9 protein-coding genes are annotated in these 12,680 nt (G+C 47.8%); 1 reads left to right on the forward strand and 8 read right to left on the reverse strand.

Features of this window, described 5'->3' with window-relative positions; all coding sequences use genetic code 11:
* Positions 1–53 precede the first annotated feature (53 nt).
* The 6 genes from MYF79_RS27155 to MYF79_RS27180 form a co-directional block, all read right to left on the reverse strand.
* Entirely contained in the window at positions 54–731 is a 678-nt protein-coding gene (locus MYF79_RS27155; RefSeq protein WP_247811020.1) for a LolA family protein, read from the reverse strand.
* Between the two features lie 93 nt (positions 732–824).
* Positions 825–3,425 carry an FtsK/SpoIIIE family DNA translocase gene (locus MYF79_RS27160; protein WP_247811021.1) on the reverse strand — a complete coding sequence of 867 codons (2,601 nt, stop codon included), beginning with the start codon at positions 3,423–3,425 and terminating at the stop codon, positions 825–827.
* A 139-nt stretch (positions 3,426–3,564) separates the two neighbouring features.
* Complete coding sequence (locus MYF79_RS27165) at positions 3,565–4,959, reverse strand: alpha/beta hydrolase family protein (protein ID WP_247811022.1); 1,395 nt, start codon at positions 4,957–4,959, stop codon at positions 3,565–3,567.
* A 783-nt stretch (positions 4,960–5,742) separates the two neighbouring features.
* Positions 5,743–6,135, reverse strand: coding sequence for a DUF423 domain-containing protein (locus MYF79_RS27170; RefSeq protein WP_199652564.1), 393 nt, complete (start codon positions 6,133–6,135; stop codon positions 5,743–5,745).
* 430 nt (positions 6,136–6,565) lie between these two features.
* Positions 6,566–7,075, reverse strand: coding sequence for a shikimate kinase (locus MYF79_RS27175; RefSeq protein ID WP_199652565.1), 510 nt, complete (start codon positions 7,073–7,075; stop codon positions 6,566–6,568).
* 18 nt (positions 7,076–7,093) lie between these two features.
* A complete protein-coding gene (locus tag MYF79_RS27180) occupies positions 7,094–7,777 on the reverse strand; it encodes a 4'-phosphopantetheinyl transferase family protein (protein ID WP_247811023.1) in 684 nt (227 codons plus the stop codon).
* A gap of 96 nt (positions 7,778–7,873) precedes the next feature.
* On the opposite strand from MYF79_RS27180, the gene dcd reads away from it, so the two are divergent.
* Positions 7,874–8,410: a dCTP deaminase gene (gene dcd / locus MYF79_RS27185; RefSeq protein ID WP_089836719.1), complete on the forward strand. Its 537-nt coding sequence runs from the start codon at positions 7,874–7,876 to the stop codon at positions 8,408–8,410.
* A 686-nt stretch (positions 8,411–9,096) separates the two neighbouring features.
* On the opposite strand, the gene MYF79_RS27190 is transcribed toward dcd, so the two are convergent.
* Both MYF79_RS27190 and MYF79_RS27195 read right to left on the reverse strand, forming a co-directional pair.
* Positions 9,097–11,085, reverse strand: coding sequence for a hypothetical protein (locus MYF79_RS27190; protein WP_247811024.1), 1,989 nt, complete (start codon positions 11,083–11,085; stop codon positions 9,097–9,099).
* A 19-nt stretch (positions 11,086–11,104) separates the two neighbouring features.
* Positions 11,105–12,553, reverse strand: coding sequence for a DUF1080 domain-containing protein (locus MYF79_RS27195; protein ID WP_247811025.1), 1,449 nt, complete (start codon positions 12,551–12,553; stop codon positions 11,105–11,107).
* Positions 12,554–12,680: the final 127 nt, after the last annotated feature.

Genomic DNA, 12,680 nt, shown 5'->3' on the forward strand with positions numbered 1-12,680 from the left:
CAAAAATAGCCAGGCTTTTCTTTGTCTTCGGTTGCGAAGACCCATCATTATCTTTAGCGGAGATCTACCACTTCTACACCGGGATACTTCTTAGGATCGAAGCTGAAAGTAGCGTCTGACACGTTTGAATTGGGTGTAAAACTGGTGATCTCGTATGTATAGTGATTGCCGTTCTTTTCAAAAACCCTCATTTTTGAGATATTCTGGTTCTTTTTGTCGATAGACACGATCACCTTAAATACGTTCTTGGATTTGTCTGTAGGCGTCATTTCGATGTTCTGCAGCACCTTACCTTTTTCTGTAGTCTCTCCATCCAGGCGGTACAGATAGTCTTTATCGTAGAAATTGGTGAACAGCTTAGCCGGCGACAGGGAAGAGCTGTTAGGATCTACATTATTGATTGTTACCTCATTAGCATCTTTTGCGTATGTCCAGGAGGTTTTGTTATCGCTGATGATCTCCTGGCCGTCCAGGTTCACTTTATATTTAGCACCTTTCATATAAACGGTGCCTTTTTTAGAATCTGTTACGCTATTGTTAGCTCCTTCTATTTTCAATACAAAATTGGCCACCACCGATTTCAACTGTGAAAATTTCTTGCTTACACCGTCCAGGATCACTTTCGCCTTGGGATCGTTCTTTCCCAGACTTCCCAGGTTAGCTTTGGACTGCGCCATTCCACCCGTTACTACTCCGCCTGCTAATATGGCCAATAATAAAATTCTCTTCATTTTTCGTAAGTTTTATTTTCTGCTGTTTGTAAAGACAAATGTTATGCCGATACCTGTCTGTCTTTCGTTAATATAAAGCCAAATGTACTACGATCAGCCGAGATCGTTGAGGATCTCCTCCAGATCGGCCTCTGTCTTGACATTCACCTCCCTGGCCTTGCTACCCAAATTAGGTCCGACGATACCCGCCGCCTCCAGCTGGTCCATCAGCCTTCCGGCCCTGTTGTAACCAAGCTTCATACGGCGTTGTAACAGGGATGTAGAACCCTGCTGGTTTTGTACAATGACCCGGGCTGCCTCTTCAAAGAGCGGATCCCTGTCCTGCAGGCTGATCTCTTTGCCCTCCATCTCTTTCTCATCCACATATTCCGGTAAGAGATAGGCTTCGGGATAAGCCCGCTGTTCTCCGATGTATTCTGCCACTTTTTCCACTTCCGGCGTGTCCACAAAGGCGCACTGCAAACGTACCAGCTCGCCATTAAAAGAGACCAGCATGTCTCCCTGACCTATCAGCTGTTCGGCGCCGCCGATGTCCAGGATGGTACGGGAGTCGATCTTGGAAGATACCTTAAACGCGATACGCGCCGGGAAGTTGGCCTTGATTGTACCTGTGATAATATTAACAGACGGACGCTGGGTAGCGATGATCAGGTGAATACCTACCGCACGGGCCAGCTGGGCCAGACGGGCGATCGGCATTTCCACTTCCTTGCCGGCTGTCATGATCAGGTCGGCAAACTCGTCGATCACCAGTACTACGAATGGCAGGTAACGGTGCCCCCTTTGCGGGTTCAGCCTTCTCTGGACGAATTTGTGATTGTATTCTTTGATATTACGCGTACCAGCCTCTTTCAGGAGGTCGTAACGGAGATCCATTTCAATACAGAGCGCGTTGAGGGTATGGATCACCTTTTTCGTATCGGTGATGATCGCTTCCTCCTCCCCCGGCAGTTTGGCCAGGAAGTGCTTTTCTATCAGCTTGTAGAGCGAGAGTTCCACCTTTTTAGGGTCGACCAGTACGAACTTCAGCTGGGAAGGATGCTTTTTATATAGCAGGGATACAAGTAAGGTATTGATACCTACTGACTTACCTTGTCCGGTAGCACCTGCCATGAGCAAGTGTGGCATTTTGGCCAGGTCAGCAATAAAGTTCTCATTATCAATCTTTTTACCGATGGCTATGGGCAGTTCCATGCTGCTTTGCTGGAACTTCTCAGAGGCCAGCAGGTTCCTGAGCGATACGATGCTCTTCTTCACGTTAGGCACCTCGATACCGATGGTACCTTTACCGGGTATGGGCGCAATAATACGGATACCCAGCGCAGAAAGGCTGAGTGCGATATCGTCTTCCAGGTTCTTGATACGGGAAATACGCACACCGGCGGCGGGTACTATCTCATACAGCGTTACTGTCGGTCCTACGGTAGCGCTGATCTTCTGGATGGAAATATCGTAGTTCTTAAGGGTGTCAATGATCTGGTTCTTATTTCTGTCCAGCTCACTGGCATCTTGTACGATCTTTTCTGTGCTGTGGTTGTCCAGCAGCTCCAGGGACGGGTATTTATAATCACGCAGATCGAGGGTAGGCTCGTAGGGGTCCATCTGGACCGGCTGCCTTACGGGCTCCTCTTCTGTTTCATCTTCTGCTTCTTCTACTGGAGGTTTGATTTCCCAGGCTACATCCTCGGTATTGGGCTTCTTTTTACGGGAAGCGGTCTGCTCGACCGTCTCTTCTATATATAATAAAGGTCCCACCTCTTCTTCCTGTTCCAGCTCTTCTTCTTCTTCCACTTCTTCCTCCTCCCCGGCTGACAGATTAGCAGGCGGGATAAGGGTAATGGAGGCATTTTCACGCTCAACGAGCTGCATTTCAGGCAGTTCGTTATTATCTGCCGGAGGTGGTATCACAGAGACACCGGACTCTCTGAGCCCGTTTTTCTTCCTGGGTTCCTTTGTACTGGCAGGCGGCTGTTGTGGTGTAACGGCGATTACAGCAGGTTCCGGACCGGCTGCCGGCGCCACGGCGGGCTTAGGTTTGGCTTTAAACTGTTGTTCCAGCCATTTGAAATCGTAATTGTATTTCCAGATCAGCCAGGACAGTCCGGCCACCAGCAACAGCAGTGCAGCTCCTGCCCTTCCCAGGAAGCCGATCAGCCAGTTATTGACCGCATCTCCCATGGCGCCTCCCCAGGGGAAGTCGGATAACATGGATACAAAGGCTGCGGTGGTGCTGATGAACAGCAGACCGAAGAGGATATATTTAATATTACGCCAGATGCGGAACACACGACGGCCTACCACAGCGTTGACGCCGAGGATAAAAAACAGGTAACAAAACAGGTAGGAAGCTATACCGAACCCTTTGTAGAAAAACCAATGGGAGACGAAGGCCCCTAACCTGCCGAGGAGGTTTTCCACCTTCACGCTATCCATGTCCATCAGCAGCAAGCTGGCTGAATAACGGAATACCTTATCCTGGTCTTCTTCCCAGGTAAAGAGATAAGATGTAAACGCGATAAAACAGTAGAGCGACAACAACAGGCATATTACCCCCAAAACCTTATGGGTCCTTTCATCTTTTACCAGTTCCTTTACTTTAACCTCTACTTCTTTGTCCTGCTTAAGTACGTTGGGGTCGTTGCCTCGAGGTTTCTTACTCTCCGGTTTTTCTGTTTTCAGTTTATTTTTAGACATACATTATAGCGCTCCAAAATTACGGTCGCTTGTCGATATATTAAGAATTTATTTTCAATTAAGAATCAGTAAGTAAGAACCGGGAATTCCTTCTATATCCCCTTCCTGTCCCCCTGGCTCTCAATTTTGGGTCCAGCCATTAATACAACAACTGTACCCATCTTGTGATAAACTCCAATACAGCCGGGTTTATTGTCTCGTCCAAAGTGCCATATTCTTCCAATGTACATGATTCACAACGCTGGAACAGGTGGTTCAGCCCCGGGAAGCTCCTGATCGTAACCAGTTCATTTCCACCTTTTACCAGCCCGCTTTCCAGTCCTTTCAGGTTGGTGGTGGCGTCTGTGATCACATCTTCGCTTCCGTTTATTGCCAATACCGGGCATTTTATTTTAGCCAGGTAAGGCGCAGGATCGTACTGGAGGAGGGACAGCGCTTCTGCTTTATTATCAGCAGCATATGTCGCTTCTATAAAGTTTTGCCTGCCAACCACGTTGCTACTGTCTCCAAAATGGTTGTAGAGCGCTGACAGTTCTGCATAGGCCTTTCGTTGTCTTTCTGCAGGATCGGCAGTGAGGGTCATGACATTCAGGTAACGCTGGTAGCTGGCTACATAAGCTTCTATGTGCTCATCTTTCTCCCCGAACATCTTTGCTACCTGCGCCAGTTTCCGGTTATAGTATTCCCTGCCATCCAGTCCGGGTGAGGCCATGGTGATCATAAAAGCAATCCTGGGGTCAGCGGCGGCAACGATCTGTGCCACTACTCCTCCTTCACTGTAACCCAGCAATCCGATAGCAGCCGTGTCTGCATCATTTCTCTTCCGCAGCCAGCTGACAGCTGCTTTGACGTCTCCGGCGAAGTTGAAGACACCGGAGGAGTCGTAATTACCGGTGCTCTCCCCTACTCCGCGGTCGTCAAACCTCAGCGTGGCGATGCCATGTTTTACCAAGTAATCGGTGAGCACTGCAAATGAGCGGTGGTCGAACTGTTCATTGTCCCGGTTTTGCTGGCCGCTGCCGGAGATCAGGACAATCACGGGATACGGGCCTTTCTGACCGGGTTTCGTAAAGGTACCGCTCAGCAGGACCTTGTCTACCGGGTTTACAAATTTCACTTCCTGCACGTCGTATGCCGGGTGTTCGGAGGGATCCTGCGGCCGGGTAACGGGCAGGTCTTTGATCTCATCTCTCGAAAAGTTCAGAGCAGTGCGGTTGCCGACCTGTTCGAAATATCCTTCATAACGGTTGCGGATACTGTTCCAGTAGCCGGTATATTTAAAGCTGATATTTTTAATGACGAATGTCAGGGTGTTACCTTTGACGAAAGCAGTGTCCAGCGCGATGTCTTCGGCTGCGATGTCCGGACTTTTCAATAGGCCTTTCAGCTGATTCCCCTGGCGTTGGAGTTGTAGTTGCAGGCGTTGTTTCTGGCCTTGCGGATTGGTGAAAATGCCGTACCAGTTGCCGTTTATTTCTTGTGCTGTCACTGTTCCTGCGAGGCTGAGGCAAATGATAATCAGGTATTTGAACATGCGTGTTGTTTTATTGTTTTTTTGATGGCTTGTTGCAGTGACGGGATGCGGAGCATGATTGCTGTTTCATTCTCTTATTGCTTCGCTGAATACCGATGTAGCGAATGGTTACCGATCGCCGTTCCATTTCGGATATCGTAACATGTGCTGTACCTGCTTGGTTGGATGTAGCGAATGATATCGCAACATACGTTGCACCTGCCACTTCGGTTATCGATCGCCGTTCCATTTCGGATATCGTAACATGTGCTGTACCTGCTTGGTTGGATGTAGCGAATGATATCGCAACATACGTTGCACCTGCCACTTCGGTTACCGATCGCCGTTCCATTTCGGATATCGTAACATGTGCTGTACCTGCTTGGTTGGATGCCGATGTAGCAGTATCAAACGTTTCAGCTTCAGTATGCTATGGAACCGCATCAAACGTTTCTCAACCAGCTAAGGCACATGTTTACGATATCCTCATTCCACCTGGCTGACAACACTATTCCGGCCATGCTATTGTTAAGATGCCTTTTATTTGCAAACCCTATAACGTTGTTCCTGCCTTGTGGCTATTAGGACGTCTCATTTCTTTCTGTCTTACAACACTCTTATGACACTCTTATAACACTCTTATAACACCCTTATAACACTACTTTGCTGCATTACTGCTGAGGCGCATCATCCCCTAAAATTACAGGGGCTAAGCTATAAGCCAGCCCCTGAATAGTTAAGTATATGCTAATATTTTTATTACTTTTTACGATCGCGCAATTGCCATCATGAGGCAAGCGTCACTTATTTCTTCAACAGCGCCAATAACAGACAGATCCAACCGGCAATGAAGAATAAACCACCGATAGGTGTAACGATGCCTATTTTGCTTAGACCTACTGTTTCGGTCGCCTTTATCATCGTTAGTACGTACAAGGAACCGGAAAATAATATCACTCCAATAAAGAAGCAACGTCCTGCCCACTCAAGCAAACCAGCGCCTGCAGGGAACTGGGAAAATAAAATGCCTACCGCCAGTAAAGCGAAAGTGTGATAAAACTGGTATGTAACGCCTGTCTGAAATGTGCTTACCGTTTCCGGTGGAACAAGTTCCTTCAGCTTGTGAGCCCCGAATGCGCCGAGTGTTACGGCCAGCGCACCCAGTACTGCTGCGATGATGAGAAATCCTTTATGCATTGGTATATCGATGTTTGATTATTTAATGCAACAAATTAATGACAACAAATTGATGCAAAAAATGACTGATATCAACTAATGAACAATGACATCCCGGCTGCTAAATTCCAGGTATAAACGCTAATTCATGGGAATTACCATGCTCAACGCGTCATTGTATTAAAACCATTCGTCTGATTCAATGAACGCCTGCTATCTAAACATTGGTCTACTTAAACCTTTACTTCCTGCGTAGGTTTAACTGAACGCCTGCTATCTAAACGTTGGTTTGTTTAAACATTTACCACCGGCGACTGTTCAACTGAACGCCTGCTATCTAAACATTGGTCTGCTTAAACCTTTACCTACCGGAAGATTTATTTACCGGAACATTTGATTATTGGGTCATCTGTTCATCTGAATAAACATACGGACGGTATATTACGCTATATTATGCTTTGATATCCAGCCGCTGTGTAAAGGAATCGAGGGTGATCGTCTCGGATTCTGCAATGGTGATCTGCGCCTGTTCGTAGAAAGGTACACGTTCTGCCAGTTTTTTCTCTACGAAATCGAGCAGTTCATCGTCGGCCAGATCCTGTATGAGCGGGCGTTTGGACTTCTTACGTTTCAGGCGCTCCACGATCAGCGACAGGCTGGGATTGAGCCAGATGGTGATACCGTTGCTGTTCATGATATCCATATTATCCTGGAAGCAGGGTGCACCACCGCCACAGGAGATGAGGAAGTTTTCGTTGCGGGAAAGTTCCTTTAGCCAGTAATTCTCCTGCTGGCGGAAATAGTCCTCTCCTTTTGTAGCAAAGATGTCGCTGATGGACATTTCTTCCGATTCCACGATCACATCGTCCAGGTCATAGAACGGTAACGACAGGTGCTCTGCCAGTTGTTTTCCCCAGTAAGTCTTGCCGGCGCCCATAAAGCCGAGTAGAAAGATTTTCAAATTGACTGTTTTTAAACATTAATGTCCTGAGTATCCTGAACGGGCCGTATCTGCGTTCTCCGCCCTTACAATTGTAAGGTCCTCAGATCCGTTCGTCCAGGTTAAGCATAACCCGTCTTCCATCAGATATTGCAAATATAACCGTGCAATTTTATCCGCTTTGTTAAAATTGCAGGTAAGGAAGCCTTTCTGCAGGAATATAAAAGGTGCAAGTTGCATATTTTCTTTAAAATCAACGCGTCCCAGTCCATACCATTTAAAAACCGCCTCTTTAGCGCTCCAGCAGATGGTCTTATGGGGCAACGCATGTACAGGGTCGATAAAGGCCTGCTCGGCCAGCGACAAGAACTTGTGCGACACCGCTTCTATCTTGGGCTTTACCTCTTCTATATCAATACCTACCGCGCTGTCGCTACTCACGATGGCAGCTACATTATCGCCGCAATGCGAGATGGAAAAATGCAGGCTATGGCTGTCCAGGTAAGGCTTACGGCTCTGCATCACCTGGATCTTCTCAACCGGAAAACCCGGATATAGTTCCTGAAGCAAATACCGGCCCGCAAAATGCTGCAAACGCTTGTGCGGATGGTGGATTGCCGGGGAAATATTGACCTTCTCCCGGAAAAATGCTTCCTCCTCTTCTATTTTCCACACCCCCAGGCGACTGCCGGGATTGATTTGTATGGTACGTATTAATGGCATATCTTGCCAAATTAATGCAAAAAGCTGAATGCAGAACGCATTAACACGGAAGCATACTAACACAACTATTTACTACAAACTAATTACACCCGATCTATGATCCTGTCAGACAAAAGGATATTAGAGGAAATTGAAAAAGGCACTATCGTTATTTCGCCTTATGACCGGAAGTATCTCGGCACCAACTCTTACGATGTACATCTTGGTAAATACCTGGCCACTTACAAGGACAGGATACTGGATGCCCGCGCCCACAACGAAATTGAACACTTCGAGATCCCTGAAGAGGGATATGTGCTGCAACCTGGTACCCTTTACCTGGGCGTAACCCTCGAATATACCGAAACCCATGCCCATGTGCCTTTCCTGGAAGGTAAATCCAGCACCGGCCGACTGGGTATCGATATCCATGCTACTGCCGGTAAAGGCGATGTAGGCTTCTGTAATACCTGGACACTGGAAATCTCCTGCGCTCAGCCCGTACGCGTCTATGCCGGTATGCCAATCGGACAGCTGATCTATTTCGTGGTGGAAGGTGAAGTGGAAACCTTCTATAATAAGAAAGGTAACGCCAAATACAATGGCCGTACCATCAAACCAGTAGAAAGCATGATGTGGAAGAACCAGTTCTGATCATTTTACAGCAAAGACATTCCCTGTAATGATCGCTGTGTAGAACTGCCAGCACCATGATACCGAAGAACCGGTTCTGATCATTTTACAGCAAAGACATTCCCTGTAATGATCAACGTGTAGAACTGCCAGTAGTGTGATGCAGAAAAACCAGTTCTGATGATATTGAGAAAATACTATCACTAACAGACCTCTTTAATAACGAAAAAGGCCCCCGGAACAGTTCCGGGGGCCTTTTTCGTTATTACATAATAATTGATTTACAATTAGTTATCATTAAAACATATTTCCGTTTCACTTCTTATGTAGCTGCGGTATGCTTTATACCGGTCGTATACCAGGCGTATACCGGACGCATCCCGGGCGTATACCTGGGCTTAATGCAGACCTGACGTCAACAAAAAGCATATTATTTTAACTGATAATTGGGTGTAATCCCTCTGTTATTTCCGGCAATACGGAAAACCAGCTGCTGCTGAGTTCAGGGAGCACTTCTTACGTTCCGGCGCCGATGCAGATATAGACAATCCATATACCAGCTTCCCACTTTTTAGATACGACTGTTCACTACAAAGAAATAAAAGCAAGGGATTGACCAATAGCCGGATGAGTTGTGGAGGGTTGCGTAAACGCAGTTTCGTATCCATCATCTTCCCCGGTATCCTTTCGGTCAATCCCATAATGGTTTATTTCAATGAGTTGATCCAGTTCGCAATTTTCAATGCGTCGGCACGTGGTACCTGTGGCATTGGCGGCATTTCTGTTGCGTAATCAGGCCAGTTCTGTGGCTTCGGATTAGCAAGCAGTTTCAGGATCTGCTCGGCAGAATATTTGCGTTTGGCAACATCTACATATGCGGGTCCCACCTGACGCTTGGTAGCGTTGTGGCAGGCCAGGCAGGTATATTTTGCCAGCAGTGGTTTCACCTCATCGTAAGTAGGCGCTTTTGCAGCAGTAGCAGCGGTTTTTGTGGTAGCAGCAGTGCCTTTGGCAGCTGCGTCTTTTGCAGTGGCAGCCTTTCCTTTATCGGCAGCAGCAGTTGCAGCAGCTGATTTAGCAGAATTGAAGGTGCTTGCCTGGCTTAAAGGCAGCTTATCTCCTTCCGGCAGATTGTGCAGCGTATAATAACCGGTCGGGTGTACCAGTGAATAAGAATTATCCTTTTCACGCACACCTTCCAGGGTAATGTTGTGCACATAGTCCAGACGCAGGCTGTCTACAATGAGTCTTACCTTTAATCCGTCTTCAGATACTTTCACACCTTTCACAGGACATTTTGCAATGTTCACCATCGGGCTGCCGTATACTGAGTGGTATTTGTAAGTGAAGCTTTCTACTGAGTAAGACGCCAGGTCTTCTGCAGATTTCTTATTTACCGGCAGGGTAAATTCGATCTCAAAACCATCAGGCTTTGAACGGATGGTCTTCATTTCGAAAGGCATCTTTTCGTTCCACACCAGGCGTTGTAAACCTTCGTTTGCTTCACCGGCAGAGCCCCAGCCACGGTTGGTTTCGCCTACGAACAAGGTCGAACCGTCTTTCGCCCATGCCATACGCAGTACACCAGACTGGAAGCCGCTACGGAAGTCGAAAGACACACCCTGGTATTCACCTTTCACTTTTTCCATTACCACACGCATGATCTTACTCTGTCCCTGGTCCCCCACGAGCAGCTGGCCGGCAAAAGGACCGAAGGAACCTTCAGGGATCTGAACGATCTCAGAGTTGGAGATACCCTGAATACCGTGCGGCAGCACTACGGCAGGCAGGCGCAGTTCAGGGATCTTCTTTTTAACATCCATCAGTGTTACGAAAGGAGCAGTTACACTATTCTCAGGCTTGGTATAGTTGCCATTCGCATCTTTAGGACGGCCTTCATCTACGAGAGAGAAGAAATGCTCCTGTGTCAGTTTTACAGGGGAATTAGGTTCCTTCGTCCAGCGTAAACCAGCAGGGTGGCCGATGAAATCGCCCTGTTTTACCTGCCATACACCGCCGGAGCCAAACCAGTCGCCCTGGTTATCTGTATAGAACAATTCACCATTGATCATACCGAGACCGCAAGGGGAACGGAAGCCGGTAGCATATGGTTCCATGTGCCCGTCAGGGAAGATGTGCATCATCCAACCTCTCCAGGGTACACGGCTTTCACCACGCCACCATTCCTGGTTACCGAAAGCAACGTTGCCCGATACGAAGAAAGAGCCGTCAGGCGCAATCTTAGGACCAAAGCTGTATTCATGATAGTGACCGGACAAAGGCCATGCAAATACTGTTTCGTATACATCTGCCTTACCGTCCATGTTGGTGTCTACCAGTTTAGTCAATTCGCCACGCTGTGCACAATAGAAAGCGCCGTCTTTCCAAACGAGGCCCAGTATTTCATGCAGACCGCTGGCAAACTTGCGGAAGTAAGGCTTACGGCTTGTAGGATTTTCCACTACATATACATCGCCGCGACGGGTAGATACACCCAGATCACCATTTGGCAATACCGTCAAACCGCCCACTTCCAGCAATGTACCTTCCGGAGAAGATACCTTCAGGATCTTATAAAAATCTTCTTCTTTAGGCGTTTCCTGGGCACGAACCCCGGAACTAACACCCGTTGCCGCAGCTAACAGCAGCGAATACAGGGTGGTCTTTTTTATGAATGCCTTATAAATGTTTTTCATTTGTAATAGTCGAAAGGAATTAGAAAAGGATGGAATAGCTCAGTTTACTGTGTACAGGTATGATCAGCTCTTTTGTTGCACCTGCTTCACGGATCACAGGTTTTTCGCCACCTGCATCATCTACCTGGAGATAGTAAGATTTTCCATCTATAACATACAGATCCTTTGAAGGAGTTTCTATAGAAGTACCTTCTGCAAGTTTAGCATACAGTCCTTCAACCGGTGCAGCCACTGTCAGTTCACGGCGGATGCCACGTCCTTCAGCAAGTACGCGCACCACATCAGATACAGCAGTACCGTATACCTGGTAACGGAAAGCAGGCAGGTCATTTTCATCCAGTACATACCCTTTAGGACGGTAACCTGAACCAGTGGTATCGGTCATCCAGGCAGCCTGTGGAGAAGACAGTTTGCTCAGGGTAAAGAATGGTTCTCCCAGGAGCTGTACAGCGCCACGGGGACGGGAACAACCATTCCCTCTTTCATGCCACATTGGTGTAGCGTCGAGGAATTCGCCGCGCCAAACCTGTGCCACCATACCTTTATCGAGGTCGTAGGTGTAATGCACCTTTTCAGGAGAACCTACAGAAACAGCGTGTACCACGCGCTTATTGTTCTTCACATCCATGAAGCTGCGCAGGATGGTATTTACCGGTGCATCTACTAGGATAGGATCTACTGTCCTGTTATTTTCGTTGCCGTTGCGGGCTTCGCCGGGTTTGTTGATAGTGATATTGCGGAAGGCAACAGCACCATGATCGCCCTGGAGACGGAGCGGACCGGTAGCTTTTTCATCGCCGCCACCGATTGAACCACGGGTAGGTCCCATCAGTTCTACGTTTTCATGAATGGTCACACCATTGAGCTCTACCAGCAGCATACGCGCGTTGGCGATCTTTTTGCCGGAGGCATCGAAACGGGGCGCCAGGAAGGAGATCTTCATATGTTGCCACAGACCAGGAGCACGGCTGGCATTCACACGGGGAGCATGCCCATCGTACCCTTGCTGACCGTCGGGACGACTGTCGTCCCAGCGTTCGTAAATACCACCATTGTCGCCTGCTTTAGGCACTTTGGTGCTCCAGCTGTCTAACAACTGGATCTCATACCTGCCCTGCAGATAGATCCCTGAATTTGATCCGGGCGCCATCATGTAGTCCAGTTCAATATCCACATCACCATATTCCTGGGTGGAGAAAAGGTCTTTACCCGGATGTTTCTTATCCGGCATATTGAATAACACCCCTGTACCAGCCACTGCATCCAGTACATGCGGGTTGTCAAGTTTTGCGGAGGCATCGCTGGTAATACTCCAGCTCTGTCCTGGCTCGCGGAAGGCAGATAGGTCCTGCAATGGCAATTTGCCTGACTGCGCCGAAACCGGATGGGCAACTGCCATTCCCATACCATAGAGGCACAGAAAACCCATCAGAGACCGGCTTGCATGATTCTTCGATCTAAGTAACATAACGTTCAAATAAGATTAAGTCAAAAGTAGAATAATAGAAAGTTGAGACCTTTTGACGTGCGCTAATATAGAGATACTTTATTGCGGACACAAGTTAATAAAAGAGATTTTGGGATGAACGGAAATA

The organism is Chitinophaga filiformis, from assembly GCF_023100805.1.
Taxonomy (GTDB): Bacteria; Bacteroidota; Bacteroidia; order Chitinophagales; family Chitinophagaceae; genus Chitinophaga; species Chitinophaga filiformis_B.